This window comes from Demequina sediminis, from assembly GCF_039545075.1.
Taxonomy (GTDB): Bacteria; Actinomycetota; Actinomycetes; order Actinomycetales; family Demequinaceae; genus Demequina; species Demequina sediminis.
In genome coordinates, this window is sequence record NZ_BAABRR010000013.1 from 24,398 (window position 1) to 49,490 (window position 25,093).

At 71.3% G+C, this 25,093-nt stretch carries 27 protein-coding genes and 1 tRNA gene; 20 read left to right on the top strand and 8 right to left on the bottom strand.

Translation table 11 applies throughout. The annotated features are described in order from the left end of the window. The first annotated feature begins 306 nt into the window (after nucleotides 1-306). From ABEA62_RS11080 to ABEA62_RS11090, 3 genes are all read left to right on the top strand, one after another. Nucleotides 307-379, top strand: a tRNA-Glu gene (locus ABEA62_RS11080). 122 nt (nucleotides 380-501) lie between these two features. Next, nucleotides 502-1,074 carry an RNA polymerase sigma factor gene (locus ABEA62_RS11085; protein WP_286215467.1) on the top strand — a complete coding sequence of 191 codons (573 nt, stop codon included), beginning with the start codon at nucleotides 502-504 and terminating at the stop codon, nucleotides 1,072-1,074. A 42-nt stretch (nucleotides 1,075-1,116) separates the two neighbouring features. Continuing rightward, entirely contained in the window at nucleotides 1,117-1,998 is an 882-nt protein-coding gene (locus ABEA62_RS11090) for a hypothetical protein (protein ID WP_286215468.1), read from the top strand. A 52-nt stretch (nucleotides 1,999-2,050) separates the two neighbouring features. Here the strand turns inward: ABEA62_RS11090 and ABEA62_RS11095 are convergent, their stop codons facing one another. The 4 genes from ABEA62_RS11095 to ABEA62_RS11110 all read right to left on the bottom strand — a co-directional run bounded on the left by ABEA62_RS11095 (nucleotide 2,051) and on the right by ABEA62_RS11110 (nucleotide 7,345). Beyond that, nucleotides 2,051-2,485, bottom strand: a complete 435-nt coding sequence (locus ABEA62_RS11095; RefSeq protein ID WP_286215469.1) for a thiol-disulfide oxidoreductase DCC family protein — start codon at nucleotides 2,483-2,485, stop codon at nucleotides 2,051-2,053. A 30-nt stretch (nucleotides 2,486-2,515) separates the two neighbouring features. Continuing rightward, a complete protein-coding gene (locus ABEA62_RS11100; RefSeq protein ID WP_286215470.1) occupies nucleotides 2,516-3,046 on the bottom strand; it encodes a hypothetical protein in 531 nt (176 codons plus the stop codon). A 106-nt stretch (nucleotides 3,047-3,152) separates the two neighbouring features. Continuing rightward, nucleotides 3,153-6,401: a glycoside hydrolase family 9 protein gene (locus tag ABEA62_RS11105; RefSeq protein ID WP_345380132.1), complete on the bottom strand. Its 3,249-nt coding sequence runs from the start codon at nucleotides 6,399-6,401 to the stop codon at nucleotides 3,153-3,155. 221 nt (nucleotides 6,402-6,622) lie between these two features. After that, nucleotides 6,623-7,345: an IclR family transcriptional regulator gene (locus ABEA62_RS11110; protein WP_345380134.1), complete on the bottom strand. Its 723-nt coding sequence runs from the start codon at nucleotides 7,343-7,345 to the stop codon at nucleotides 6,623-6,625. A 54-nt stretch (nucleotides 7,346-7,399) separates the two neighbouring features. On the opposite strand from ABEA62_RS11110, the gene leuC reads away from it, so the two are divergent. Genes leuC through ABEA62_RS11130 form a run of 4 tightly spaced genes read left to right on the top strand, consistent with a single transcriptional unit; the run spans nucleotide 7,400 to nucleotide 11,021 of the window. Continuing rightward, the gene (gene leuC, locus ABEA62_RS11115) at nucleotides 7,400-8,824 is read left to right on the top strand and encodes a 3-isopropylmalate dehydratase large subunit (protein WP_286215474.1); all 1,425 of its coding nucleotides are present in this window, start codon (nucleotides 7,400-7,402) and stop codon (nucleotides 8,822-8,824) included. Nucleotides 8,825-8,836: 12 nt separating this feature from the next. After that, entirely contained in the window at nucleotides 8,837-9,484 is a 648-nt protein-coding gene (leuD, locus tag ABEA62_RS11120) for a 3-isopropylmalate dehydratase small subunit (RefSeq protein ID WP_286215475.1), read from the top strand. A 50-nt stretch (nucleotides 9,485-9,534) separates the two neighbouring features. Continuing rightward, nucleotides 9,535-10,380 (top strand): CPBP family intramembrane glutamic endopeptidase, encoded by an 846-nt coding sequence (locus tag ABEA62_RS11125; RefSeq protein WP_286215477.1) that lies wholly within the window; start codon nucleotides 9,535-9,537, stop codon nucleotides 10,378-10,380. 14 nt (nucleotides 10,381-10,394) lie between these two features. Continuing rightward, nucleotides 10,395-11,021: a nucleoside/nucleotide kinase family protein gene (locus ABEA62_RS11130; protein ID WP_286215478.1), complete on the top strand. Its 627-nt coding sequence runs from the start codon at nucleotides 10,395-10,397 to the stop codon at nucleotides 11,019-11,021. Here the strand turns inward: ABEA62_RS11130 and ABEA62_RS11135 are convergent. Then, the gene (locus ABEA62_RS11135; RefSeq protein WP_286215479.1) at nucleotides 11,018-11,902 is read right to left on the bottom strand and encodes a PfkB family carbohydrate kinase; all 885 of its coding nucleotides are present in this window, start codon (nucleotides 11,900-11,902) and stop codon (nucleotides 11,018-11,020) included. The genes ABEA62_RS11130 and ABEA62_RS11135 overlap by 4 nt on opposite strands. A 74-nt stretch (nucleotides 11,903-11,976) precedes the next feature. On the opposite strand from ABEA62_RS11135, the gene murA reads away from it, so the two are divergent. From murA to ABEA62_RS11155, 4 genes are read left to right on the top strand one after another with little or no spacing between them, the layout of a single operon-like run. Further along, nucleotides 11,977-13,287: a UDP-N-acetylglucosamine 1-carboxyvinyltransferase gene (gene murA / locus ABEA62_RS11140; protein WP_286215480.1), complete on the top strand. Its 1,311-nt coding sequence runs from the start codon at nucleotides 11,977-11,979 to the stop codon at nucleotides 13,285-13,287. Nucleotides 13,288-13,291: 4 nt separating this feature from the next. After that, the gene (locus ABEA62_RS11145; protein ID WP_286215481.1) at nucleotides 13,292-14,017 is read left to right on the top strand and encodes a lysophospholipid acyltransferase family protein; all 726 of its coding nucleotides are present in this window, start codon (nucleotides 13,292-13,294) and stop codon (nucleotides 14,015-14,017) included. Beyond that, the gene (locus tag ABEA62_RS11150) at nucleotides 14,014-15,015 is read left to right on the top strand and encodes an NAD(P)H-dependent glycerol-3-phosphate dehydrogenase (protein WP_286215482.1); all 1,002 of its coding nucleotides are present in this window, start codon (nucleotides 14,014-14,016) and stop codon (nucleotides 15,013-15,015) included. The genes ABEA62_RS11145 and ABEA62_RS11150 overlap by 4 nt, the downstream gene beginning before the upstream one ends. Beyond that, entirely contained in the window at nucleotides 15,015-16,118 is a 1,104-nt protein-coding gene (locus tag ABEA62_RS11155) for a D-alanine--D-alanine ligase family protein (protein WP_286215483.1), read from the top strand. Before ABEA62_RS11150 ends, ABEA62_RS11155 begins: the two co-directional genes overlap by 1 nt. A gap of 14 nt (nucleotides 16,119-16,132) precedes the next feature. Here the strand turns inward: ABEA62_RS11155 and ABEA62_RS11160 are convergent, their stop codons facing one another. Further along, a complete protein-coding gene (locus tag ABEA62_RS11160; RefSeq protein WP_345380141.1) occupies nucleotides 16,133-16,594 on the bottom strand; it encodes a DUF3515 family protein in 462 nt (153 codons plus the stop codon). A 39-nt stretch (nucleotides 16,595-16,633) separates the two neighbouring features. Next, nucleotides 16,634-17,791, bottom strand: coding sequence for a GGDEF domain-containing protein (locus ABEA62_RS11165; RefSeq protein WP_345380143.1), 1,158 nt, complete (start codon nucleotides 17,789-17,791; stop codon nucleotides 16,634-16,636). 81 nt (nucleotides 17,792-17,872) lie between these two features. On the opposite strand from ABEA62_RS11165, the gene ABEA62_RS11170 reads away from it, so the two are divergent. The 9 genes from ABEA62_RS11170 to ABEA62_RS11210 all read left to right on the top strand — a co-directional run bounded on the left by ABEA62_RS11170 (nucleotide 17,873) and on the right by ABEA62_RS11210 (nucleotide 24,716). Continuing rightward, a complete protein-coding gene (locus ABEA62_RS11170; protein WP_345380145.1) occupies nucleotides 17,873-19,228 on the top strand; it encodes an MATE family efflux transporter in 1,356 nt (451 codons plus the stop codon). Between the two features lie 265 nt (nucleotides 19,229-19,493). Continuing rightward, the gene (locus tag ABEA62_RS11175; protein WP_286215490.1) at nucleotides 19,494-19,910 is read left to right on the top strand and encodes a hypothetical protein; all 417 of its coding nucleotides are present in this window, start codon (nucleotides 19,494-19,496) and stop codon (nucleotides 19,908-19,910) included. After that, a complete protein-coding gene (locus ABEA62_RS11180; protein ID WP_286215491.1) occupies nucleotides 19,910-20,335 on the top strand; it encodes a hypothetical protein in 426 nt (141 codons plus the stop codon). The genes ABEA62_RS11175 and ABEA62_RS11180 overlap by 1 nt, the downstream gene beginning before the upstream one ends. Continuing rightward, the gene (locus ABEA62_RS11185) at nucleotides 20,332-20,778 is read left to right on the top strand and encodes a hypothetical protein (RefSeq protein ID WP_286215492.1); all 447 of its coding nucleotides are present in this window, start codon (nucleotides 20,332-20,334) and stop codon (nucleotides 20,776-20,778) included. Before ABEA62_RS11180 ends, ABEA62_RS11185 begins: the two co-directional genes overlap by 4 nt. After that, nucleotides 20,778-21,005 (top strand): helix-turn-helix transcriptional regulator, encoded by a 228-nt coding sequence (locus ABEA62_RS11190; RefSeq protein WP_286215493.1) that lies wholly within the window; start codon nucleotides 20,778-20,780, stop codon nucleotides 21,003-21,005. The genes ABEA62_RS11185 and ABEA62_RS11190 overlap by 1 nt, the downstream gene beginning before the upstream one ends. A gap of 115 nt (nucleotides 21,006-21,120) precedes the next feature. Next, nucleotides 21,121-21,753: a DUF4386 domain-containing protein gene (locus ABEA62_RS11195; protein ID WP_425558033.1), complete on the top strand. Its 633-nt coding sequence runs from the start codon at nucleotides 21,121-21,123 to the stop codon at nucleotides 21,751-21,753. Beyond that, a complete protein-coding gene (locus tag ABEA62_RS11200; RefSeq protein ID WP_286215495.1) occupies nucleotides 21,750-22,739 on the top strand; it encodes an NAD(P)-dependent alcohol dehydrogenase in 990 nt (329 codons plus the stop codon). Before ABEA62_RS11195 ends, ABEA62_RS11200 begins: the two co-directional genes overlap by 4 nt. Beyond that, nucleotides 22,736-23,710 (top strand): NAD(P)-dependent alcohol dehydrogenase, encoded by a 975-nt coding sequence (locus ABEA62_RS11205; protein WP_286215496.1) that lies wholly within the window; start codon nucleotides 22,736-22,738, stop codon nucleotides 23,708-23,710. The genes ABEA62_RS11200 and ABEA62_RS11205 overlap by 4 nt, the downstream gene beginning before the upstream one ends. Before the next feature lie 64 nt (nucleotides 23,711-23,774). Next, nucleotides 23,775-24,716, top strand: coding sequence for a thiamine-phosphate kinase (locus ABEA62_RS11210; RefSeq protein ID WP_345380151.1), 942 nt, complete (start codon nucleotides 23,775-23,777; stop codon nucleotides 24,714-24,716). Nucleotides 24,717-24,830: 114 nt separating this feature from the next. On the opposite strand, the gene rpmB is transcribed toward ABEA62_RS11210, so the two are convergent. Continuing rightward, nucleotides 24,831-25,022: a 50S ribosomal protein L28 gene (rpmB, locus tag ABEA62_RS11215; RefSeq protein ID WP_042216526.1), complete on the bottom strand. Its 192-nt coding sequence runs from the start codon at nucleotides 25,020-25,022 to the stop codon at nucleotides 24,831-24,833. Between the last annotated feature and the right edge of the window lie 71 nt (nucleotides 25,023-25,093).

A 25,093-nucleotide genomic window follows, 5' to 3' on the forward strand; every position in this document is an offset into this window, starting at 1 on the left:
TCAGACTTGAGCCGCCTACGCTCAAGTTTACGTAACGACATCCGGCGGCGCAAGTGGAGCGGGGGAGGGCGGGGGTCCGGCACCTTGTCGTGTCGAGCGGAAGTCACACCTCTCGCGACCGGTGTTCGCGATTCCCCGTTCGGTGACGATCTACGTGGCGCCAGATGTGTGACTTGCGCACGGTGGGGCGGCGTGGCCGATCGGGTGGCCGCTCCGCCAGCGCAGCCGGTGGTTGTGCAACGACGCGCCGATGCTGTAGAGTCTTATCTCGCGCCAGCCGCCCGGGAGGGTGGCCGATGCAGCTAGGGCCCCGTTGTGTAGCGGCCTAGCACGCCGCCCTCTCAAGGCGGTAGCGCGGGTTCGAATCCCGTCGGGGCTACGACATGAAACTCCTCACCGTTCGCGGCGGGGAGTTTTGTCGTAAGCGGGCGTATTCGCGACCGTGTTAGCGTCTCCCTCCATGTCTGACTGGCGCTCATTCACCGTGCAGGGCTCCGCCTCGTGACCCTCGGGCACGGGTTCGAGAGCGTCTTGGCTGCGGCACGTGCGGGCGAGCAGTGGGCCTGGAGCGAGATCTACCGGGACCTCGCGGGTCCCGTCCGCGGATACCTCGCTGGCCGCGGCTCGCCCGAGCCCGAGGATGAGGCCGCCGAGACCTTCCTTCACGTCGCAAAGGGAATCGCCTCCTTCGACGGCGACGAGTCCGCCTTCCGCTCGTGGGTGTTCTCGATCGCGCACCGGCGCATGGTCGACGCGCATCGCAAGGCGGGCCGTCGCCCCAAGGTCGTCGACACCGAGCTCACCGACCTCGCCGAGGGCGCGGACCGCGTGGCGACCCCCAGCGCGGAGGAGTCCGTGCTGGTCCGCGACGCGGCCGTGGCGACCGCAGATCTCCTGTCCGGGTTGAGCGAGGATCAGCGTCAGATCCTGCTCCTGCGAGTGGTCGGCGAGCTGTCGGTCAGGGAGACGGCGTCGGTGGTCGGGAAATCCGAGTCGGCGGTGAAGGTGGCCCAGCACCGCGCCATCACCGCGCTCCGGCGGGCCCGCGCCAAGCGCGACGCTGAGAAATCCTGACGGTCATGTAACCGATCGGCGCGGCGTGGCGATCACAGGACCATGACGAGCAACGACTTCACGCCCCGCGACCAGGAGCGGCTGCTGCGTGGCGACGCCACCGGCCCGCTGGCCGACGCGGCCCCCGCCATCGCGGCGCTCCGCGCGCTGAACGTCGCGCCGAACGACGCCGAGACGGCGCGTGCGGCGGCTGCTCTCGCAAGTGTCGCCGCGGATTCCTCGGTCCCCCTCACCGTGCCTGCGGCGGCAACCCCTTCCCCATGGCGTATGCGCGCCGCCATTGCCGGCGGTCTCGCACTCCTGGGGCTCGGCGTCGTGGGCGGAGCCGCTGCCGCGGATGACGCCGCGCCGGGTGACGCGCTGTACGGGGTCGACCGCGCCCTCGAGGACCTCGGGATCGGCGATGGCGGAGTCGACGAGCGCGTCGACGAGGCGATTGTCCTCGACGAGGCGGGCGACAGCGAGGGTGCCCTCGAGCACGTCGTCGAGGCGGTCGAGGAGGACTCCGCGTCCTCCGAGGCCCTGCTCGGCGTGGCCGAGCGCCTGCGCACCAACGGATCCGAGGCCTCGGCCGAGGTTCACGAGCGCGTGGCCGCGATGCTCGAGTGGATGGCGACCGCCGACGCCACGGGCCGCGACTTCGGCCAGGGTGTGTCGGAGCGTGCGCGCGGCCTGGTGACGGAGCCGTCGACCGAGCCGTCGCCCTCCGCCTCCGCGAGCCCGGCGCCCAGCGCGTCGCCCGAGCCCAGCGCCGACACTCAGGCGCCCGGCAAGTCCGGTACCGCGGGCAAGCCCGAGACCACGGGAAAGCCCGAGACCACGGGAAAGCCCGGCACCGCGGGCAAGCCCGAGACCGCGGGCAAGCCCAGCACCGCGGGCAAGCCCGAGACCGCAGGAAAGCCCGACACCGTCGGCAAGCCGTAGCGAACCAGCTCGACGATGCCCTGGGGGTCCGTCCCCAGGGCATCGTCGTGTCTCAGGACAGCGCCGCGACGTCCTCGACGCTCGCGAGGCGTGACCGCCACAGGGTCACAAGCGCGGGTGGCGGGGTGCCGCACGCGGGGTCCTCGGCGGGCCGTCGGGGTCGCCTGCGCGCCACCGCGTCGTAGGCGGTGTCGCGCAGGGCGCGGGGGACGATGCGCATCGCGGCGGCCGCTCGCCACGGCCAGGGGAGGCCGCGCGCGATCCGCGCCAGGGCATCGGTGCGCAGCCATCCCTGGCTGCCGTCCCACACGACGATGCTCGAGGCTGCCACGGACGGGCCGAGCCCGGCCAGACGCAGCACCTCGCGTCCGGCGTCCCCGGCCGAGCCCGCGATGAGAAACGTGCCCGTGCGATCGCGGCGCAGCAGCCACGCGACGAACCCGTTGCACAGGCCGCAGTCGCCATCGAAGACCACTACTGCACGCATGCCGCCAGCGTAACGGCGCGCGAGGAGTGCCTAGAGGCGTGCGTGAGCCCGTTCGCGGAGCTCCTGGCCCCACTGATGAGCGGCGTCCAGTTCTCCGGGCAGCAGCAACCCCGCGGGCTCCTCCGAGGTGGCGCGCAGGTGCACCGTGAAGCCGCGCGGTCCGTCGAGCAGCGTAAGCCCGTGCGCCTCGAGGGATCGGGCGATCGCCCGGGCCGCACCGCGGCCGAGCGGGCCGCGCACGCGCGTGTCGAACGCCGCGCCGAGTCGCGGCCCCGCGGGCAGCGTCTCGAGCCATGCGCGCATCGGCACGTGCGAGAGATCGGGCGCCGGCTGGTGGCCCGTCGTGGGCTTGGAGCGTGCGGACTCGCGGCTGGCCTCCGTCGGCAGGCTCATGCCGTGCACGGGTGCGCCCGCGACCAGCACCTGCGCGGACTGGACCACCGCGAGGGTGGCCTCGGAGGTCGACAGGGCCACGGCATCGTCCCCCAAGCCCGCCGCGATGGCGGTGGCGACCGCCGCCGTGTTGCCCCACAGCGACTCGTAGACCACGACTGCTCTCATGGCGCCATGGTCCGCCCCTGCGCACGCGAGCGCCAGGGACATTGGTCATGACGCCACACGGCGCGCCGGTCGAGGAGGGCCGGCGCGCCGTGTGGGTGGTGCGGGATCAGTCGGCTGCGGTCATGATCCGGTAGAGGAACGCCGAGTACGCATCGCGCGTGATCGGAGAGGCCTTGCGGAACGTGCCGTCGGCCCAGCCGGTGGAGATGCCGGCGTCGTAGAGCCAGTTGATCTCCGTGTAGAACTCGGTGTTCTCGGTGGTGACGTCCGTGAAGTGGGACATCACGGGCGCCTCGTAGCCCTCCGGCTCGAGGTAGCGGTACAGGAACGCCGCCATCGCATCACGCGTGGTCTTGCCCTGGGGTCGGAAGGTGCCGTCGGCCCAGCCGGTGGAGATGCCGGCGTCGTAGAGCCAGTTGATCTCCGTGTAGAACTCGGTGTTCTCGGGCGTGATGTCGGTGAAGTGCGACGTCTCCGGCGCGACGTACCCCTCGGGGTCCGCGAGCCGGTACATAAACGCCGCGACCGCGTCGCGCGTGATGGGGGAGAAGGGCCGGAACGTGCCGTCATCGAAGCCGGTCGTCATACCGTTCTGCCACATCCAGCGGATCGCCTCATAGTGCTCGAGGCCCTCGTGGACGTCCGAGAACGGCGGGTTGCCGATCCTGTCCGCCTGGTCGAGGTCGGCCACGAAGGACGCCACCCAGCTGAGTGCAGAGTTCCAGTTGACCGTGATCTCGTTGGTCGACCACGACTGGATGTGGTCGACGTAGCACCACTGCGGCGCACAGTCCTGATCCGGATAGAGCGCAGCGAACGTGGGGTCCCACGTACTCGTCGTGGTGTTGGGGCCACCCGCCACCGAGCCCGCCGGCGGGTGCGGCAGGTCGCCGTTGAGCTGCGCCGAGAACCACCGTGAGTGCTGGTTCTCCGAGTAGACCTCGCCGTATCCGGTCACGTAGGACTGGTTGAGGGCGTTGCGGCCCAGCAGGTAGTCCATGGACTCGACCACCGCGTCCGCGTAGGCGCGCTCGCCCGTGAGGTCGAAGGCCGTCGCGAGCACCACCTGGTTGTTGAGGACCTGGCTGTTGGAGCCCCACTCGAACGCGTCGTCCGGGAGGGCGAGGCCGAACTCCTGCTCCTCCTGCACCGCGAGGATCGCGTCCGCGCCGTCGATGACCTGGGCGACGATCGCGTCGCGGTCGGCAAGGTCGTTCGGCACTGTCGCCAGGTTCATCTTGGCGATCGCGTCGAGCGCATCCCAGCTGAACGCCGTGGTGGGGAACGAGTCCGCCGTGTGAATCGGCGAGTCGGCGAGGAAGTCGGCGAACTCCTGCTCTCCCGTGGTGAGGAAGAGCTCGGCCGCGGCCCAGTAGAACTCGTCGGTGACGTCGTCATCGTCGTACGGCCCGCCGCCGTCGGCGCCGTCCGCCGCGGGGGCGTACAGCGCGGGCGTGCCGAGCGCCGCCTCCCACGTCGACCGGGCCGCCTCAAGGAGGTCCGCGGCAAAGTCGGGGTCGTAGGCCTCGAAGAGGCGCGCGCCCTGGGCCGCGGTGGCTGCCACGTTGAGCGTGGCGGCCGTCGAGGGGCGGTGGAGCTCGCGCACCTGGGAATCCGCGGCGGGCATGAGCGGCAGGCCCGTCCAGCCATCGTCGTGGATCTTGTGGTGCACCATGCCCGCGTACTGCTCGCCGTCCGGCACCTGCATCGCGAGCATGAACTCGAGCTCCCAGCGGGCCTCGTCGAGGACGTCGGGGACGCCGTTCGAGGACTCGGGGACATCGAGCGTGCCGTCGGCGAGGGCGTCCGTCGCCGCGCCGGGCGCGGTGAGCGAGCGCTCGTAGGTGCCCAGCAACTGCGCGGTCGCGATGCCGCCGTTGACCACGTACTTGCCGTGGTCCCCGGCGTCGTACCAGCCGCCCACCACGTCGAGCGTGTAGTCGCACGTCCACGGTTCGCCGTAGACCGCCTGCGAGTCGGTGACGTTCTGGCACGGCACGTCGAGGTCGCCCTTGTTTGCCACGCCGTCGGCGGGGGAGGACACATGGCCCGCCTCGCGGGCATAGTCCTCGCCCACGATCGCGCCGTCGATCTCGATGCCCGACCGTGCGAGGTAGAAGTAGTTGAGCGAGTCGTACCTGAGCTGCTGGTAGGCCTCGGTGCCGATCTCGAACTCGTACGACGTCTCGCCGTCCGCGGCGAGAGTGTAGGTGCCGGGATCGGTGACGTCGGAGAAGTCGATGAGGTGAACGTTGACGCCGGCCGAGGCGTCAACACCCTGCACGGTGGTCATCGACTCGGCGACCACGGTCGCCCCGTCGAGGAGTTGCCATGCGACCGGTTCGGAGGCCTCGGTCACCAGCGTGGCCTGCTTGGGGCCGCCCGTGAGGTAGCCCACCTGGTTGACGCGCACGCGCGGTCCCGTGTCGGGGCTGTACTCCTCGACCGCTCCGCCACCGATCAGCGAGGCCTCGTCGAGGCAGAACGTCCACGGCGAGGCTGATCCGCCCACCTGGAACGCGACCTGCAGGTTCGGCAGTTCGGGGCTCGACGGCGTGGGCTCGTCGAGCGTGAAGCTCGCCGAGTAGGTGCCGTCCGGCGCGGTCTGGATGAGCTCGCCGTACGTGCCGTACGGGGCGCCGTTGTCGCCCACGATCGCGCGCACCGGCCCCGCCCCGCTGCCCGTGAAGGACAGCGTGTAGGGGCCCGCGGGGAGCACGTACTGGCCCGTCTCGGGGTCAAGGTTGCCCACGTCGTTGTAGCCGACGATCACGTCCCACGGGTTGGTCGTGCCGCCGGGGATGTCGAGGCACCACACGCCGTCGACCAGCGTGCTCGACGTGACGTTCGACGTCCACCAGGGCGCGGTCTCCGTTGCGAAGTCCGTGTTGGAGAGGTACTCCGTGCCGGCAGGGACCAGCGAGACGTCGTCGAGGCAGAAGGTTGCGCCGGCGTTGCCGCCCACCTGGAAGGCGAGCTGAGGGCTCGACGTCTCGCCCGTGATCGTGACCGTCTCGACCACCGTGGCCGGGTCGGGCGTGACCGTGGTGGCCGACGTCCAGTACTGCGCGTAGGGCTCGGCGCCCTGGCCGACCACGGCGGTGACGGCCCCATCGCCGCTCGCCGTGTAGGTCAGCGTGTACTCGCCGGGGGCGAGCTCCGTGAAGTTCTGTCCGACGGCGGCGTCCCACGGGTTCTCCGCGCTCGCGGGCACCTCCCCGCAGAAGCGTCCGTCGTCGGTCGTCGTCGCAGCGAAGCCGTACGCGAACCAGCCGGTCTCGCCGTCGTCAAAGCCGCCATTCGTGACATCGGCCGCCGCCGGGGTCGCCCCCGCGACCACCAGAAGTGCGACCATCGCGCTCCGAGAGAGCGCTCTCTTGAGTTGCCCCACCATTCCTCCTTGTTGCGCCATTGCATCAGGGGTGTGCCCGGGCCGGGACCGGCCGCTGGGTGAGCGCAACGTAACACGAAACGTTTCGTGCGTGTCAAGACCTGGGGGGACGATGCTGTGGCCGGGTGAAGGTGCCCGGCCACAGCGAGTTACGCGATTGCGGCGCGCCTCGCGATCGCGAAGCGCTACGCGATCACGGTGCGCTGAAGCACCTCGGTGAGCTGGCGCGCGGCGTCGACCACCGCGCCGGCGTGGACCGCGCCGGGGGAGGAGGTGAGTCGCTCCGCGGGTCCGGAGATGGATACCGCGGCGATCACGGTGCCCGCGGCCCCCCATACGGGCGCCGAGACCGACGCGACCCCCGGCTCACGCTCGCCGGCGCTCTCGGCGAAGCCGTTCGCGCGCACCTTGTCGAGCTCGGCGGCCGTGAAGCGGGCGCGCGCGAGCCCGCGGTGCATGCGCTCGGGCTCCGCCCATGCCAGCAGCACCTTCGCGGCGGAGCCGGCGGTCATGGTCATCGTGGTGCCCACGGGGATCGAGTCGCGCAGTCCGACGGGACGGTCGGCCGCGGCGATGCAGATGCGCTCGTCGCCGTGCGGCCGGTACAGCTGCGAGGACTCGCCCGTGCGGTCGCGCAGGACGGTCAGGACGGGCTGCGCCGCGGAGACCAGGCGGTCCTCGTTGACGGACGCGGCCAGCTGAGCGAAGCGGCGTCCCAGCACGAAGGCGCCCGTCGAGTCGCGCCCCACGAGGTGGTGGTGCTCAAGGGCAAGGGCGAGGCGGTGCACGGTGGGGCGGGCGAGGTGGGTCGAGGCCACGAGCTCCGCGAGGGTGGCCGGTCCCTGCTCCAGCGCACCCAGGATCGCTGCCGCCTTGTCAATGACGCCGACTCCGCTATGATTGTCCACAGAGCGATACTAGCGTCTCAAATCCTGAGATGTCGAGAGGTGAAGGAGAGCCCCATGGGAACCACCCTGGCCGAGAAGCTGTGGGAAGACCACCTGGTCCGCAAGGGTGAGGACGGCGCGCCCGACCTCATCTACATCGACCTCCACATGTGCCACGAGGTCACCAGCCCGCAGGCGTTCGAGGGGCTGCGCCTTGCCGGCCGCCCCGTGCGCCGCCCGGACCTCACCATCGCGACCGAGGACCACAACACCCCCACGCTCGACATCGACCTGCCGATCGCCGACGAGACCTCGCGCAAGCAGGTCGACAAGCTGCGCGAGAACACCCGCGAGTTTGGCGTCCGCATCCACTCGCTGGGCGACGCCGACCAGGGCATCGTGCACGTGGTCGGCCCGCAGCTGGGCCTCACCATGCCGGGCATGACGGTCGTGTGCGGCGACTCCCACACCTCGACCCACGGCGCGTTCGGCTCGCTGGCCTTCGGCATCGGCACCTCGGAGGTCGAGCACGTGCTCGCCACCCAGACCCTGCCTCTCAAGCCGTTCAAGACCATGGCGATCAACGTCAACGGCACGCTGCCCAAGGGCACCACCGCGAAGGACATCATCCTCGCGATCATCGCCAAGATCGGCACCGGCGGCGGACAGGGCTACGTGCTCGAGTACCGCGGCGACGCGATCCGCGCGCTCTCGATGGAGGCGCGCATGACCATCTGCAACATGTCGATCGAGGCGGGCGCGCGCGCCGGCATCATCGCCCCCGACGACACGACGTTCGAGTACGTCAAGGGCCGTCCCCACGCCCCCGAGGGCCAGGATTGGGACGATGCCGTGGCCTACTGGCGCACGCTGGTCACCGATGCTGACGCCCAGTTCGACGCCGAGGTCGACCTCGACGCCTCCGACCTCGAGCCGTTCATCACGTGGGGCACCAACCCGGGACAGGGCCTGCCGCTGAGCGCGACCGTGCCGAACCCCGAGGACTTCGCGGACGAGGCCGAGCGCGAGGCGGCCGCCAACGCGCTCGAGTACATGGGGCTGACGCCCGGCACTCCGTTCCGCGAGATCGCCGTGGACACGGTCTTCCTTGGCTCGTGCACCAACGGCCGCATCGAGGACCTGCGTGCCGCCGCCGCGATCATCAAGGGCCGCGAGAAGGCGCCGAACACGCGCATGCTCGTCGTCCCCGGCTCGGCGCGCGTGCGCCTCCAGGCCGAGGCCGAGGGCCTGGACCAGATCTTCAAGGACTTCGGTGCGGAGTGGCGCAATGCCGGCTGCTCGATGTGCCTGGGCATGAACCCCGACCAGCTGCGCCCGCAGGAGCGTTCGGCGTCCACCTCGAACCGCAACTTCGAGGGTCGCCAGGGCAAGGGCGGCCGCACTCACCTCGTGTCGCCCCTGGTCGCCGCCGCGACCGCGGTGCGTGGCACGCTGTCCAGCCCCGACGACCTGGTCGACGCCCCCGCGGCGCTCGCGTAAGGAGACACCGAGATGGAGAAGTTCACCACCCACACCGGAATCGGCGTCCCGCTGCGCCGCTCCAACGTCGACACGGACCAGATCATCCCCGCCGTGTACCTCAAGCGCATCACGCGCACCGGCTTCGAGGACGCGCTGTTCGCCGCGTGGAAGGGCGACGCCGACTTCGTGCTCAACCAGCCCGCGTACACGCACGGCAGCGTGCTGGTCGCCGGGCCCGACTTCGGCACCGGATCGTCTCGCGAGCACGCCGTCTGGGCGCTCAAGGACTACGGCTTCAAGGTCGTCATCGCGTCGCGCTTCGCGGACATCTTCCGCGGCAACTCGGGCAAGCAGGGACTGCTCGCCGCCGTCGTGAGCCAGGAGAACGTCGAGCTGCTGTGGAAGCTGCTCGAGACGGAGCCCGGCAAGGAGATCACGGTGTCGCTCGAGGATCGCACGGTGACGTGCGGCGAGCTCACCGTGCCGTTCGAGATTGACGACTACGTGCGCTGGCGCCTCATGGAGGGTCTCGACGACATCGGCCTGACCCTGCAGCACGAGGCCGACATCACGGCCTTCGAGGCCAAGCGAGCCGCGTGGCGTCCGCGCACGCTGCCCGCGAAGCACCTCCCGAGCGTGGAGATCGAGGCCGCCCGCGCGGCCGACATGCCGTCCTGACCTGAGACCGGTCAACAGATGGCCGGGGAGACACATGGCATAGTCGGGCCATGAGCTCCCCGGCCATTGCTGTCCCCGCCGTGCCCGCACTGAGGGCGGACGCGCACACCGTCCTGCGCGTGGTCGCCGCGGTCCTGGTGACCGGCGCCGCCGTGCTGCTGTTCGCGGTCCACGTCCGGCCGCTCGGCTACGTGCCGTTGATCGTTGGCGTCGTGCTTGCGGCGGCCGTGGACCGCAGGCTCGCGCGCGACCTGGGACTCATCGCGCTGGGGCAGGTGATCATCTCGACCATCTCCCTCAAGGCGGACCTCTCGGACGCCGGCATGGCCCGCTTCACGGTCGCGCTCTCGCTCGCCGTGCTGGTGCCGTGGGCGATCTCCCACCACGTGTTCGGCGACCGGGCCATCACGTTCCCCGTGGCCACGGGGCGGCGCTGGACGCGCACGATGTGGCTGTACCTCGCGATCGTGGTCGCGGTGGGCTACCTGCTGTTGCCCTGGTACTTCATCTCGAGCGGGGTGTACACGAACTGGCCCGACCTCGATTCCGACGGCGAGATCGCGCGGCTGTTCGTGGGCGTCAACGCGGTGGGACTGTGGGACGAGCTCTTCTTCATCTGCGTGGTCTTCGCCCTGCTGCGCGCCCACTTCCCGGTGTGGCTTGCCAACGTGCTGCAGGCGATCGTGTTCGTCAGCTTCCTGTGGGAGCTGGGCTACCGCGCGTGGGGGCCCGCGCTGACGATCCCGTTCGCGCTCGTGCAGGGGTGGATCTTCGCGCGTACCAAGTCGCTGCCGTACGTGGTCACGGTCCACCTGCTCTTCGACGCCGTGGTCTTCGCGGTGCTGGTCCATGCTCATCAGCCCGAGCTCTTCGACATCTTCATCACGGCGCCCTGAGGGTCGTCGGCATCGTGAATCAACCCGCCGCCTCGAGCGAGCACGTCGCCCGTGCCGTGTCGCTGGCGGGGGAACGGCCGCGCGTCGTGATCGGGATCGCGGGCGTTCCCGGCGCGGGCAAGTCGACATACGCGCGCGCACTGGTGTCGGCCGTGATCGATCGCGGCGTGCCCGCCGCGTATCTGCCGATGGACGGCTTTCACCTGCCTGCGGCCGAGCTCGCACGGCGTGGACTCGCGGGCCGCAAGGGCGCCCCCGAGACCTTCGATGCCGCGGCCTACGTGGGACTGCTCCGGAGCGTGCGCGACGTCCGAGCGGCGGGCCGTGACATCCTCGCGCCCGACTACGACCGCGACCTCCACGACGTGGTGCCGGACCGCCTGGTGATCCCCGCGGGCACTCGGGTCGTGGTGACGGAGGGCAACTACCTGGCGTGGGGTGCCGGCGGCTGGGAGGGTGTGAGGCCCCTGCTCGACGCCCTGTGGTGGCTCGACGTGCCGTGGGAGGTCGCGAGGGCGCGGCTCATCGAGCGCCGCGTGACGACGGGACGATCCCGCGAGGACGCGGTCGCGTGGGTCGACTCGGTGGATGAGGCCAACGCGCGGATCGTGCAGGCCGCGCGAGCCGCCGCGGCGCCCTAGCCGTTCTCCTTCTCAAGCCACGCGCGCGTGCCGAAGCTCCCCAGCGACCGCGCGACCACCGCGGAGGCGAACGCGATGTCCTCCGCCAGCCGGGCATCGTCCCTTCCCAGGGACGCGATGCGCCACGCGAGCGCGCCATGGAAGAAGTCGCCGGCCCCGAGGGTGTCCCGCACGGGCGAGACGGGCGGGATCGCCACCGACCCGTCGGCAGTCCTCGTGCGGTACAGGACCGGCCGGGAGCCTCGCGTGATGACGGCGGCGCTGGCGCCGAGTCCGAGGACGTGGTCGACGACGCGGTCGGGAGAGCCCGCGGTGCCGGGAGGCGCGTAGTCGTCGGAGACCACCGCGATGTCGCACGCCGCCACCATCGCGTCGGTGTGGGGCTTGTGGCTGCCCGCGTCGAGGATGACGGGGACGCCCGCGGCACGTGCCCTGGCGGCGATCGGCAGCGACACCGACGGGAAGTAGCCGTCGATCAGCACCGCGGACACGCCGTCCAAGGACGCCTCATGCGTCGGCTCGAGCGCGCCAGCCGTCGCCACGCCCGTGGGCGACACGACCGCGCGATCGCCGGTCGCGCGCGTGATCATGATCGACGCGGTGATCGGCGGGCCGTCGTAGGAGGCCGCCGCGACGATCTCGACCCCGCAGCGCTCGAGGTCCGCCCGCAGGGGAGCGGCGAGCGGGTGCTCGGGCAGCGCGGTCGCCAGCGTCGCGGCTCCGCCGCAGTGGGCGAACGCGACCGCGGCATTCGCGGCGGGGCCGCCCGCGCACACCGTGAAGTCCAGCGCGGCGACCTTCTGGTTGGGCGAGGGAAGCGCCTCCACGAGTTGGACGATGTCGAGCGTCGCGAGGCCGGCGAACAGGGCGGACGTGGTCACGTCGTCACTGTAGCCAGGACGATGCGCGGGCGCCGGTGCGGTCGTGGCGCCGCCCATGGGGGAAGATAGAGCCCATGACCGATTCCATCCGGGTCACCGGCGGGCGCCCCCTCACGGGCGAGATCACCGTCCGCGGTGCGAAGAACTTTGTGTCCAAGGCGATGGTTGCCGCGCTGCTGGGCTCCTCGGCGTCCACCCTGCGCAACGTGCCCGACATCCGAGACGTCAACGTCGTGTCCTCCCTGCTCCGCCTCCACGGCGTCGAGGTCGACTACGACGTCGAGGCGGGTGTCCTCGCCATGGACACCTCGAGCCTCGTGCGCGCGGATGCCGCACAGATCGCGGCGCATGCGGGCTCGTCCCGCATCCCGATCCTGCTGTGTGGCCCCCTGCTGCACCGCCTGGGCGAGGCCGTCATCCCCGACCTCGGCGGTTGCCGGATCGGTGACCGGCCGATCGACTTCCACCTCGAGATCCTCAAGAAGTTCGGGGCCGAGGTCACGCAGATGGAGGACGGCCTCTACCTCACCGCGCCACACGGGCTTAAGGGCATCAAGCACAAGCTCACCTACCCCTCGGTGGGCGCGACCGAGCAACTGCTCCTCACCGCCGTCATGGCCGAGGGCATCACTCACCTCGAGGGCGCGGCCGTCGAGCCCGAGATCAAGGACCTCATCGACACGCTCCAGAAGATGGGCGCGATCATCTCGGTCGACACCGACCGCTCGATCACGATCGAGGGCGTGAAGCGCCTCCACGGCTACGACCACTACGCGCTCACGGACCGCATCGAGGTGGGCTCGTGGGCCTCCGCCGCGCTGGCGACCAAGGGCGACATCTTCGTTCACGGCGCGCAGCAGCGCACCATGGGCATGTTCCTCAACGTGTTCCGCAAGGTCGGCGGCGAGTTCGAGGTGGTTCGCGACGGCATTCGCTTCTATCACCCGGGCGGCGACCTCCACTCGATCGCGCTGCAGACGGACGTGCACCCCGGCTTCATGACCGACTGGCAGCAGCCTCTCGTGGTCGCGTTGACGCAGGCCAAGGGCCTGAGCATCGTCCACGAGACGGTCTACGAGCAGCGGTTCGGCTTCACGCACGCGCTGTGCCAGATGGGTGCCCAGGTTCAGCTGTTCCGCGAGTGCCTGGGCGACCGTGCCTGCAGGTTCGGCGACCGCAACTTCAAGCACTCCGCGGTGATCTCGGGTCCCACGCCGCTCAAGGCGGCCGACATCGAGGTGCCCGATCTTCGCGGCGGCTTCTCCCACCTCATCGCCGCGCTCGCGGCGGAGGGTACGTCCACGGTGCGCGGCATCGGGATCATCGACCGCGGATACGAGAACTTCCGAGGCAAGCTGTCCGCGCTCGGCGCCGAGGTCGTCTAAGCCCGTGCCGACGCAGCCCACCCGCTTCTATCGCGGCGGCGCGAGGTTCCTGCAGGGACTCGTGACCGCGTGCACGCGCAAGGACTGGCATGGTGCGGAGCACCTGCCCTCCGACACCGGCTTCATCGCGGTGTCGAACCACATGACCTACGCGGATCCGATCACGCTCGCGCACTTCCTCTACAACAACGGACACCCGCCGCGGTTCCTCGCGAAGTCAAGCCTCTTCGAGGCGCCCGTGATCGGCCCGATCCTGCGCGGTTTCGACCAAATCCCCGTCTATCGAGGCACGTCCCGCGCCGCCGAGGCCGTCGAGGCAGGCGTCGAGGTGCTGCGCCGCGGCGACATGATCGCGATGTTCCCCGAGGGCACCCTCACCCGCGACCCCGACCTGTGGCCGATGGTCGCGCGTACCGGCGTGGCGCGAATGGCGCTCAGCACCGGCGTGCCCGTCATCCCCGTCGCGCAATGGGGCGCACAGCGCCTCCTTCCGCGCTACGGCAAGCTCCTGCGCCCCATCCCGCGCAAGACCATCACGGTGGTGGCCGGCCCGCCAGTCGACCTCGACGACCTCCGCGGCGGCGAGCTCGACACCGCGACCCTGCGGGTCGCGACGGACCGCATCATGGCTACGCTGACCTCCATGGTCGCCGAGATCCGTGGGGAGACGCCTCCCGCGACGCCGTTCGACATGCGCGGCAAGCGCGACGGACGCGGGGGAGCGCGATGACCCGGGCCGCGGTGCTCGGCTCGGGCGCGTGGGGCACGACGTTTGCGGCGGTGTTGGCCGATGCCGGAACGCAGGTGACGTTGTGGGGTCGCGACGAGGCCGTCGTGCGGTCGATCCGCGACGAGCGCCGCCACGAGGCGTCGATTCCCGGCGTCGAGTTGTCCGCGGGGATTCACGCGACCACCGATGTCGAGGAGGCCCTCGCGGGAGCCGACCTCGTGGCCATCGCGCTGCCCGCGCAGCACGTGAGGGGCATCATCGCTCCGTTCGCGTCGCTCGTGCCCGACGGCGCCGTCGCGGTGTCGCTCATGAAGGGTGTCGAGCTCGGGACGCACGCGCGCATGTCGAGCGTCATCTCGGACGCCTGGGCCCTTGGCGCCGATCGCGTCGCCGTGGTGTCCGGGCCCAACCTCGCGCGCGAGATCGCCCAACACCAGCCCACGGCGACCGTCGTGGCATCGTCCAACCGGGAGGCCGCCGAACTCGTGGCCGCCGCGACGGCATCGTCCTATTTCAGGCCGTACACGAATGACGACGTGGTGGGCGTGGAGCTGTGTGGCGCGTACAAGAACGTCATCGCGGTGGGCGTGGGGATCGCCGATGGCCTCGGTTTCGGTCACAACACCACCGCGACGGTCATCACGCGTGGCCTCGCGGAGATCACGCGGCTGGGCCTCGCGCTCGGCTCGCGGCCCGAGACCTTCTCGGGGCTGGCGGGCATGGGTGACCTGATCGCGACGTGCGCGTCGCCGCTGTCGCGCAACCACACGCTCGGCGCCCATATCGGTCGAGGCGCCTCGCTCGAGGAGGCGATCGCGCTCACGCGCGGCACCGCCGAGGGCGTCAAGACGTCCCAGTCGATCCGCGAACTGGCGGCGTCGGCTAGCGTCGAGGTGCCGATCTGCGACGGCGTGGTGACCATCCTCGAGGGCGGCGCGCCGCGCGAGTCGGTGGTCGAGGCGCTGTTGTCCCGGCCGCGCAAGGCGGAGGTCGACTGATGGCGGCATCGACGGCGCGGCCCACGGTGGCGGTGGTCTTCGGCGGTCGGTCCTCCGAGCATGGCGTGTCGTGCGTGACCGCGGGCGGAGTGCTCGGCGCGATCGACCGCGACACGTGGGACGTGGTCGCGGTGGGGATCACGCGCGAGGGCCGCTGGACGCCGGTGTCCTCCGACCCCGCGCAGTGGCGCATCATCGACGGACGGATGCCCGAGGTACTCGCGACCGACGAGGCCGTGGTCACGCCGCGGGCGGCCGGTTCGGGGCAGTGGACCGTGGTGACCGATGCCGGTCAGACTCGCGACTTCGCCCACGTCGACGTGGTATTTCCCCTGCTCCACGGGCCGTGGGGCGAGGATGGCACGATCCAGGGCGCGCTCGAACTCACCGACACGAGATACGTCGGGTCCGGCGTGCTCGCCTCCGCCGCGGGCATGGACAAGGTCTTCATGAAGACGGTGTTCCGTGGCGCGGGCCTGCCCGTGACGCCCGATGTCGTGGTCACCCCCACGGTGGGCGTGAGCGAGCAGCGCGAGCAGATCGAGGCTCTAGGGCTTCCCGTCTTCGTCAAGCCGGCCCGCGCCGGATCCTCGATGGGAATCTCGAAGGTGTCCGACTGGGCGGCCCTCGATGCGGCCGTCGCGGACGCCCAGAAGCACGATCCGAAGGTGCTCATCGAGGCGGCGGTGGTGGGCCGCGAGATCGAGACCGCGGTGCTTGCGACGCCCGACGGGCTGCTGACGTCCCCCGCGGGCGAGATCATCACGGGCGGCGATCACGACTTCTACGACTTCGAGGCCAAGTATCTCGACGAGGCCGCGGTCACGCTGCTGTGCCCCACGGAGCTCGAGCCCGCCGTGGCGGCGACCGTCGCGGACTATGCGCGCCGCGCCTTCCGCGCGATCGACGCCGAGTCGCTCGCCCGCGTCGACGTGTTCGTGACGGACACCGGCGATGTGGTGGTCAACGAGATCAACACGATGCCGGGCTTCACTCCCACGTCGATGTATCCGCGCATGGCGGCGGCCGCGGGCATCTCGTATCCGGCGCTCGTGGAGACGCTGCTCACGGTCGCGCTCGAGCGGCCGGTGGGGCTGCGCTAGCCGTACCCGGTCGGCTAGCGGCAGGCGAGTCCGTTGAGCGGGGCGCGCCCCGCGGCGGCGGAGACCTCGGCAAGCACGTCGCCGAGCGCCTCCTGCGCGCGCACCTTGGGCACCTCAAGCTCCACCGCGGGCGAGCGTCCGAACGTCACCGCGCGCCACGCATCGTCCTCCTCGAGCACGAGCCAGTCGACGGTGTCTCCCGACGTCTCGACCGCGATACACGTCTCCGTGGTGGGTCCGGGGGGCTCGACGCCGCACCGCATGACGAGCGCGTTGTCCTCGCCCCACGCGCTCGTGGCCTGCGAGGACGTGGCCCTCATGTCGAGGCCGCCCACGACCTCGGGCACCGCGAGCATGACGCGCGCACAGTCGGGATCGGCCGCGTAGGGGGCGGCATCGACCACGAGCGGCGAGGCGCAGCCCGCAAGGGGAGCCGCGAGGGCGGCCAGCACCAGGGCGGCGGACGTGCGATTCACGCGATTCAGACTAGCCGTGCGCCGGCCCGCGTCGGAACGTCAGTGCGTGCCGTCGACGACTGCCTGGTCGCGCCCCGCGCGCTTGGCCCGGTACATCGCGGCGTCCGCGCGGCGTAGCGCCTGCGCGAGGTCGTCGGTCTCGGCGACGATCGCGATGCCATAGCTCACCGTGGTCGAGGGGATGCTGGCGGCCTTCGCGAGGCGAGCGTACGCCTCGCTCACGCGCTCGACGCGGGCGCGCGCCTCCTCGGGTTCCGAGGTGGGCAGGAGCAGCGCAAACTCCTCGCCGCCCATGCGGCCCACAATCTCGTCACCCGTGAGCGTCTGCTGGCAGGCGGAGGCAAACGTCGCCAGCGCCGCATCGCCCGCCGCGTGGCCGTGGGTGTCGTTGATCGCCTTGAAGTGGTCGAGGTCGGCAAACACGATTGCATGGCGTGCGCCCGAGCTTGCGAGGCGGGCCGTGGCACGGGCCTTGAACTCGCCGCGGTTGAGCAGGCCGGTGAGGGAGTCGCGGGTCGCGCGCATGCGCAGCTGGTGAGTGCTCTCGACCGCGCTGAGGTCGGTCATGGTGAACGTGACGATCACGAGCGCGACGATCAGCGCGAGCGTGGTCGGCACGGAGCCGACGAACGTCTGGAAGGTCTCGTGCGTGGGGCCGAACGCCATGTACATCGCGAAGCGGAACGCGTAGAAGACCGTCAGGCCCGACACGGTCATAGCGAGCATCGTGATGGCTCGCGTGCCCAAGGGGGACTCGCCCATGTCGCGGTGCTCCCCGCGGAGTTTCCAGAGGTCGCGGCCGGTTGCGGCGAACAGCAGCACCATCGCGAGGAGCGTCGCCCAGCCGCCCGCCCAGATGTTGGTCGCGGGGCGGTCCGCGATCGAGGCGAGGAAGACTCCCGCGGCGGGCACCACGAGCGGCCAGACGCCGAGCGTGCGGCCACCGAGGGCGCGCGCGGCGCCCCACGTGCACGCGGCGCTGACGGTACCCACGGCGTTGGCGAGGGGGTTGGCGATCAACTGCGCGTCGGTGCCGTTGAAGAGGTAGAGCATGGTGGCCGCGGCGGTGGCCACGAGCGACAGGCACCACCACATGGAGTACCGCGAGCGCGTCCGCCGGTGCACGCCGGCGTACGAAAGCAGCAACAGGCTCACGGCGACAGCGGCGAGCGCGACGCGAAGGGTGAGCGGATCCACGGGCTGAGCCTAATGGTGCGCCACGACTGAACGGGAGAGCAGTGTGCCGAGCGTCACAGTGGCGCCCGGTAACGTCTCGGTGTGACCGTTCGCACCCCCTTGCCGCATCGTCGCGCGTTCTCGCTCGCGTGGCCCGCGATCCTGGGCAACATCACGGTGCCCTTGGTGGGTCTCGTGGACACCGCGATGCTCGGCCACTTCTCCAACGCCACGCACCTGGGGGCGGTCGCGTTGGGGTCGACGGTGCTGAGCGCCGTGATGTGGCTCGTGAGCTTCCTGCGCACCGGCACCACGTCGCTGGTGGGCAGGGCGCTGGGCTCGGGAAGGGACGATGCCGCGGTCACCCACGCTCAACGCGCGGCCCTTCTTGCGGTCGCGATCGGCGGGGGAGCGCTGCTCCTGCAGTGGATCGCGGTGCCCGCACTGATGTCCGTCCTCGCGCCGGCGGGCGACGTGAGGGACCTTGCGATCCAGTACGCGTGGATCCGCATGGCCTCCGTGCCGGCCGCGCTCGTGACGCTGGTGATCTCGGGGTGGTTCGTGGGCGCCGGCGACACGCGACGGCCGCTCGTGATTGTCGCGACTGTCAACGTGGTCAACCTGGTGCTCGACGTGGCCTTCGTGGGGGGACTGGGGTGGAACTCCGCGGGGGCCGCGGCGGCGACCGTGATCGCCGAGTGGCTGGGTCTTGCGGTCGCCGTGACGCTCTGGTGGCGGGCGGCTCGACCTGCCACGCGGGCCGCGGTGCGGCGCTGGCGCGGCCGCGGGCTGCGCACCGGCTGGCGGCGTCTGGCCGCGATGAACACGGACCTCTTCCTGCGCACCGCCACGTTGTATGCGGTGTTGACGTTCGTGACCGCCTACGGGGCCCGCTTGGGACCGGACATCCTTGCGGCCAATGCGATCCTCATGCAGCTCATGCTGCTCGCCAGCTATGGGCAGGACGGCTACGCGCATGCGGCGGAGTCGATGGTCGCGCGCGAGGTGGGACGGCGTGACGTTCCGGCGTTCCGCCGCGCGGTCGCGGCCTCCGCGTTGCCCGCCGTCGCGATCGGCGGGGTCTTCACGATCGCGTACCTGCTCGCCTCGGGGCCCTTCCTCGCGGTCCTCACGTCCTTGCCGGAGGTCACCGCCGCGGCGCAGGAGCACATCGGATGGGTCGTGTGGCTGCCGCTCGCGTCCTCGGCGGCGTACCTGTTCGACGGCGTCTTCCTGGGGGCGGGTCGCACGCGCGAGATGCTCGTGACCATGCTCGCCGCGGCGCTGCTGGTCTTCGTGCCCGCTTTGCTCGCGGGTCTCGCGTGGGTCGACGACGGCCGCAACCACGACCTCTGGCGGGCGTTCCTGCTCTTCAACGTCGCGCGGGGCGTCTTCATGGGCATCGCCTACGTGCGGATCTCGCGGGCCGGGCGCTGGCTCGACCGGGCGCACGCGTAGGACCCGCTCCGTGCGGGTCCGCTCCGTGTGGGCCTGCTCTTCCGCACGTCACACATCTGACGCCGGGTAATTCGGAATCCCCGTGTGCGCGCGTTCCACGTGGCTCCAGATGTGTGACTTGCGAACGGGGGGGGTACGTGGTGCGAACAGAGGCGGGGTGGCGCGGCGGGCGCGCGCCCTGCATCGTCCATGTCAAGAACTCTTGACACGATGTCAAGCGAGGCATACCTTGAGCAAGTCAACAATCTTTGACACCGGAGGGGACATGAGCTTCGAGCTGAGAGGCCAGGTGGCGTACGGGTTCGCCGCGCTGGTCACGACGGCGGTCTACGTGGCGTGGCTGGCGATCCAGCTCGACTCGACCCCCGCCGCGGACGTCGACTACACCAGCGCGCTCTTCCGCGCGATCGTCGCCTCGATCGTGATCCACGCGATTGGCAGGTCGATCGTGCGCGGTCGCGGCCCGCGCGCGGAGCTCACCGACCAGCGCGACAAGGAGATCGGCCGCCGCGCGGACGCCCTCGCCTTCTACGCGTTCTCGATCTTCGCGCTCGGGCCCATGGTCCTCGCGATCCGGGAGGCGGACGCCTTCTGGATCGCCAACGCGCTCTTCCTCGCGTACGCGCTCGCCGCCGTCTTCGGCGTCGGCGCACGCGTGGTGCTCGACCGCAGGGGGCTGTGATGTCCTTCGAGGAGCGCAATCGGGCGATCGGCCTGGGGCTCGGCATCGCGGCCTTCGTCGCGTACTGGGTGGTCATCGCGGTACGCGCGGCTGGCGACGACCTTCCCTTCACGCAGGTCGCGTGGCAGGGGCCGATGCTCGCCGCGCTGGTCGTGGGCGGCGCCATCTACGGGGCGGTCTACGGGACGATGCGCTGGCGCGCCCGCGGCACCCGCGTCGCCGACGAACGCGACACCCACATCGCGCTGATGTCGGAGACCGCAGGGGGCCAGCTGACCGGCCTGGCCGTGCTCGTGACGCTCATCATGATGGCGCTCGACGCGGACCCCTTCTGGAGCGCCCACGTGCTCTTCGTCGGCTCGTTCCTCGGCTCCGTCTCCTCCGCAGTTGTGTCGCTCTCCGCGTACCGAGGAGACCTCTCATGACCATGACCGAACGCATGGTGTGGGCGAGCCTCGTGGTGTTCCCGCTCGTGGGAATCGTCTACTTCGCAGTCATCGTGGCGCGCGCCCTGGACGCGCCGGTCGCCGAGGTCAGCTGGGTCGCGCCGATGCTGTGGGCGTGGGGCGCGATCATCGTCTTCATCGTCGCGGGCACCATCGCCTCGGCGATCGCCACCGGCGTGCGTGCCGAGGTCGCCGGCGAGACGCCCGAGTGGGAGGACGGCGACGTCCGCGACAAGCAGATCGAGCTCCTCGGCAATGCGCGCGGCTACACGCTCGCCGGACTGGGATCGGCCGCCGCCGCGGTGCTCGCGATGCTCGACGCCGATCCCTTCTGGATCGCTCACGCCCTGTTCCTGTCCGGACTCATCACTGGGGTGATCGTCGCCGCCACCAAGCTCCGCGCGTACCGCAGGGGCTTCTGATGGGACGCTCGACCCGCGTGACGAACGCGATCCGCGCGCTGCGCTTCGCGCACGGCGAGATGACCCAGGCGGACCTCGCCGAGAGGATTGGCGTGACCCGCCAGACCGTCATCGCGATCGAACAGGGACGGTACTCGCCGTCACTCGAGATGGCCTTCCAGATCGCGCGGGCGTTCAACGTCCCGCTCGATGACGTCTTCCAGTACCCCGAGGAGGAGCAGGCCTAGCGCCGCCCTTCACCGCACGCTCGGGCCGCGCCGCGGCCCCGGCGCAGCACACCTTCATGACGGCCGCGGCACGCGGCTCTACTCGACGCGCCCTCGCGCACCCCAGGAGTCCACCATGTCCACCCTTCGTACGGCCCGGCTCACGGGTCTCGCCTACCTCGCCCTCGAACTCGCTGTCGTCATCGCTCAGGCGCTCGCGGCGATCGGCTTCCTCGGGCTGTGGCGGCGCGACGCGCCCGTCGCCGGGGCCGCGATCGCCGGATTCGGACTGATGAACGCCGCCGCGATCATGGGATCCGCGGCCGCGCTCGCGACGGCGACGGCCGTGTCCGCCGACCCGACGCTCGCCCCCGCGGGCGACGCCGCCGCCACCGCTCAGCTCTTGTTCGAGGTCAGTGACCACGCCTGGGGTGTCGGCGCCGTGTTCTTCGGGCTGTGGCTGATCCCCATGGGCGTCGCGGGCCTCGCGTCGCGCCGCCTGCCGCGACTGCTCGGCTGGCTCCTGGTCGCGGGAGGCCTCGGGTACGTCGCCTCGGCCCTCGTGGGCTACGGATGGGCCGATGCCCCCGTCGCCCTGGTCGACGGCCTGTCCCTGGTCGCGACCGTCGGCGAACTGTGGATGGTCGGCTACCTCCTCACGGTCGGGCTGCGCCCGCCGCGCGACGCCGTGGCGGACATCCCCGCCGACTCTGCCAGGGCATCGTCCCTCCCCACCCCTTCCGTCACTCACGAAACGAGCGCATCATGACCACCGTGTCCACGACCACCATGACCGCCGCGGTCCACCGCGTGTACGGAGAGCCCGACATCGTCGAGATCTCCGAGGTCCCCGTCCCCGTGCCGGGCCCGCGCGAGGTGCTGATTCGCGTCGAGGCCGCGGCCCTCAACCCCGCCGACCTCTTCAAGCTCCGCGGTCGGCCCTGGGTGTTGCGCATGAGTGGCGGGCTACGGCGCCCGCGCCACGGCGTGATCGGGACCGATGCCGCGGGCATCGTGGTCGCGGTCGGCGAGGCGGTGACGGGGGTCCGTCGCGGTGACCGCGTCTTTGGCGAGACGCGAGGGTCGCTCGCGCAGCACGCCGTGGCGTCGTGCGAGCGCGTGACGAGGCTGCCCGACGCCGTCGCCGCGGAGGACGGCGCAGCGGTGGTGATGGCGGGACTCGCCGCGCTGCACGGCCTGCGCGCGGCGGGTCTCGCGCCCGGCCAGCGGGTGCTCATCAACGGAGCGGCCGGGGGAATCGGCCACCTGGCGCTGCAGCTCGCGACCGCGGCCGGCGCCGAGGTGACGGCGGTGTGCTCGGCGGCCAATGCCGACTGGGTCGCGGACCTGGGCGCTGCGCGCGTGGTCGACTACACGCGGGAGTCGATCCTCGACCTCGACGAGCGCTTCGACCTGGTCTTCGACAACGTGGGCAATCATCGGATGCGCGAGGTGATGCGCCTCCTGACCCCTGGCGGGGTCCTGTTGCCCAACTCGGGCGAGCCCGGCCCGGACGGAGGCCCGCTCGCGCGCGTGGCCAAGGCCGCGTGGGTCAACCTCGTGGTGCGCGGCGTGCGCGTGCTGACCTACTACTCGTCGCCGCGGCGAGAGGACCTCGAGCGGCTCGCCGCGATGCTGGCCGACGGCACGCTGCGGCCCCACGTGGATCGCGTGTGGGCGCTGCGCGAGGCGGAGGCGGCACTCGCACGCGTGGCCTCGCGTCACGCCGCAGGCAAGGTGGTGGTGGCGCCATGAGGGCCGTGACCTACACGCGCTACGGCGGGCCCGAGGGGCATTCGATGAGCGAGCTGCCGGACCCGGCACCCGGACCGGGTCAGGTGCGCGTGCGGGTGCGCGCCGCGGGACTCAATCCGTACGACTGGCATCTCTACCGTGCGGATCCGTGGATCGCGCGCAGCGCGGTCGGGTGGCGCGGCCCGGGACGGCGCGTCTTGGGTGCCGACGTCGCGGGGGTGGTCGATGCCCTGGGAGCGGGCGTCGACTCCTTCCAGGTGGGCGATGCGGTCTACGGAGAGATCGGCTTCGGGTCATGCGGCGAGGCCGCGGTCGCGGACGCGTCGCGCCTCGCGCTCAAGCCGCGGTCGCTCACCTTCACCGAGGCCGCCGCCGTGCCGATGGGCGCGCTCACCGCGCTCCATGGCCTCGAGAAGGCGCGCGTGCCGGCCGGCGCGAGCGTGCTGGTGCTGGGCGCCTCGGGAGGCGTGGGGCACTTCGCCGTGCAGATCGCGAAGGCGCTCGGGGCGGGACGCGTGGTGGCCGTGTGTGCGGATCGCAACGCGGACTGGGTGGCTGGCCTCGGCGCCGACCGCGTGATCGCGTACGACCGCGAGGACGTGCGCGATTGCGGCGAACGCTTCGACGTGGTGTTCGACACGGTCGCGACGCTGCCGCTGCGACGGCTCGCGCCCCTGATCGCGTCGGACGGCGTGTTTGCCCCGGCGGGTGCCCTCAAGGGAAGCCGCCTCCTCGGGCCGGCGGGGCCGATGTTCGCGGCCGCGGCGGCCGGTCCGTGGCTGCGCAGGCGCGTGGCGCTCGTCGCCGCGAGGCCCGAGGGGGCCTCTCTTGAGCGGATCGCGGCGTGGATCGACCGGGGCGAGGTGCGCCCGCATCTCGGGGCGGTGTACCCGCTCGAGGAGCACATGAGCGCGTGCATCCACCTCGAGACCCAGCGCGTCGGCGGCAAGGTCGTGCTCGAGGTCGGGTAGCGGCGTGCGGCCGGGCGTCCGCGCCTGGCCGGGCACCCGCCCCGCCACCCCTACGCTGGTGCGCATGGCGAGCATTGGCGAGATGGGGGAGGACGCGCTCATCGCGGCATTCGTCCCGCGGCTACCCGTGAGCGACGCGGAGGTGTTGGGCCCCGGCGACGATGCCGCGGTGCTGGCGATCGACGGGGACCTGGTGGTCTCCTCGGACGTCCTCATCCAGGACAGGCACTTCCGGCTCGACTGGTCGAGCCCCGAGGACGTCGGATGGCGCGCGGCGATGCAGAACCTCGCGGACATCGACGCGATGGGCGCGGTCCCCACCGCGCTGCAGGTGACGCTCGCGGCGCCGCCCACCCTCGACGCGGACTGGGTGCTGCGCTTCGCCGACGGACTGCGTGAGGCGTGCGAGCCGCACGGCGTGGGCGTCGTGGGCGGCGACCTGTCCGGCGCGAGGGAGATCGCGATCTCCGTCACCGTGCTGGGCGAGACGCACGGCACGCAGCCCATCACACGGGCCGATGCCCTGCCCGGCCAGGTCGTGGCGGTCTCCGGGCCGCTCGGGGCGGCCGCGGCGGGCTACGTCCAACTCACCGAGGGCAGGCGCATCGACGAGGAGAGCATCGGCCTGTTCCTGCGCCCGCGCCCCCGGATCGGCGCGGGACTCGAGGCCGCGCTGCACGGCGCCACGGCGCTCATGGACATCTCCGACGGACTGGTGCGGGACGCGGGTCGCATCGCGCGAGCCTCGGAGGTGGGAATCGCGCTGCGGTCGGATGACGTCCCCGTGCACGAGGGGGCGCGGTTTGCGGCGATCGAGTTGCTGGTCGACCCGCGCCCGTGGGCCCTCACCGGGGGAGAGGACCACCACATGCTGGCCGTGTTCCCCCGCGAGGCGGCCGTGCCGGCGGGATGGACCGTGGTGGGTGAGACCACCGACGCCTTCTCGGGCGTGCGGGTCGATGGCGAGACGCCTGTCGACCATGGCTGGGACCACTTCGGCGGATAGCCCGCGGGTCAACCCCGGACCCGCGGCGGACAGCAAAACGGACGCCCCGATGGGACGTCCGTTTTGGGAGAGGCGGCGATCAGCCGCGCCGGTGCACGCCGGCGCGCGCATCCATCAGATGGCGCGCTGAACCTTGCCGGCCTTGAGGCACGAGGTGCACACGTTGAGGCGCTTGGGGGTACCCGCGACCACGGCGCGCACGCGCTGGATGTTGGGGTTCCAGCGACGCTTGGTGCGGCGGTGGGAGTGCGAGATGCTGTGACCGAAGGACGGTCCCTTGGCGCAGACGTCGCAGGTGGCAGCCACGATAGTTCTCCTCGTTAATGGCGCAGGTCGAAGGGTCGACCCGCAAAGCTTGGGGGCCCGGATGATCGGGC

What these genes read in the sequence shown, in the direction of transcription:
- ABEA62_RS11200 (WP_286215495.1), top strand. Translation starts at nt 21,750, where the DNA reads ATGACCACCGTGTCCACGACCACCATGACCGCCGCGGTCCACCGCGTG.
- ABEA62_RS11095 (WP_286215469.1), bottom strand. Translation starts at nt 2,485, where the DNA reads ATGCGTGCAGTAGTGGTCTTCGATGGCGACTGCGGCCTGTGCAACGGG.
- ABEA62_RS11150 (WP_286215482.1), top strand. Translation starts at nt 14,014, where the DNA reads ATGACCCGGGCCGCGGTGCTCGGCTCGGGCGCGTGGGGCACGACGTTT.
- ABEA62_RS11190 (WP_286215493.1), top strand. Translation starts at nt 20,778, where the DNA reads ATGGGACGCTCGACCCGCGTGACGAACGCGATCCGCGCGCTGCGCTTC.
- ABEA62_RS11090 (WP_286215468.1), top strand. Translation starts at nt 1,117, where the DNA reads ATGACGAGCAACGACTTCACGCCCCGCGACCAGGAGCGGCTGCTGCGT.
- ABEA62_RS11125 (WP_286215477.1), top strand. Translation starts at nt 9,535, where the DNA reads ATGAGCTCCCCGGCCATTGCTGTCCCCGCCGTGCCCGCACTGAGGGCG.
- ABEA62_RS11205 (WP_286215496.1), top strand. Translation starts at nt 22,736, where the DNA reads ATGAGGGCCGTGACCTACACGCGCTACGGCGGGCCCGAGGGGCATTCG.
- ABEA62_RS11175 (WP_286215490.1), top strand. Translation starts at nt 19,494, where the DNA reads ATGAGCTTCGAGCTGAGAGGCCAGGTGGCGTACGGGTTCGCCGCGCTG.
- leuC (WP_286215474.1), top strand. Translation starts at nt 7,400, where the DNA reads ATGGGAACCACCCTGGCCGAGAAGCTGTGGGAAGACCACCTGGTCCGC.
- ABEA62_RS11155 (WP_286215483.1), top strand. Translation starts at nt 15,015, where the DNA reads ATGGCGGCATCGACGGCGCGGCCCACGGTGGCGGTGGTCTTCGGCGGT.
- ABEA62_RS11105 (WP_345380132.1), bottom strand. Translation starts at nt 6,401, where the DNA reads ATGGTCGCACTTCTGGTGGTCGCGGGGGCGACCCCGGCGGCGGCCGAT.
- ABEA62_RS11185 (WP_286215492.1), top strand. Translation starts at nt 20,332, where the DNA reads ATGACCATGACCGAACGCATGGTGTGGGCGAGCCTCGTGGTGTTCCCG.
- ABEA62_RS11100 (WP_286215470.1), bottom strand. Translation starts at nt 3,046, where the DNA reads ATGAGAGCAGTCGTGGTCTACGAGTCGCTGTGGGGCAACACGGCGGCG.
- ABEA62_RS11210 (WP_345380151.1), top strand. Translation starts at nt 23,775, where the DNA reads ATGGCGAGCATTGGCGAGATGGGGGAGGACGCGCTCATCGCGGCATTC.
- ABEA62_RS11195 (WP_425558033.1), top strand. Translation starts at nt 21,121, where the DNA reads ATGTCCACCCTTCGTACGGCCCGGCTCACGGGTCTCGCCTACCTCGCC.
- murA (WP_286215480.1), top strand. Translation starts at nt 11,977, where the DNA reads ATGACCGATTCCATCCGGGTCACCGGCGGGCGCCCCCTCACGGGCGAG.
- leuD (WP_286215475.1), top strand. Translation starts at nt 8,837, where the DNA reads ATGGAGAAGTTCACCACCCACACCGGAATCGGCGTCCCGCTGCGCCGC.
- ABEA62_RS11180 (WP_286215491.1), top strand. Translation starts at nt 19,910, where the DNA reads ATGTCCTTCGAGGAGCGCAATCGGGCGATCGGCCTGGGGCTCGGCATC.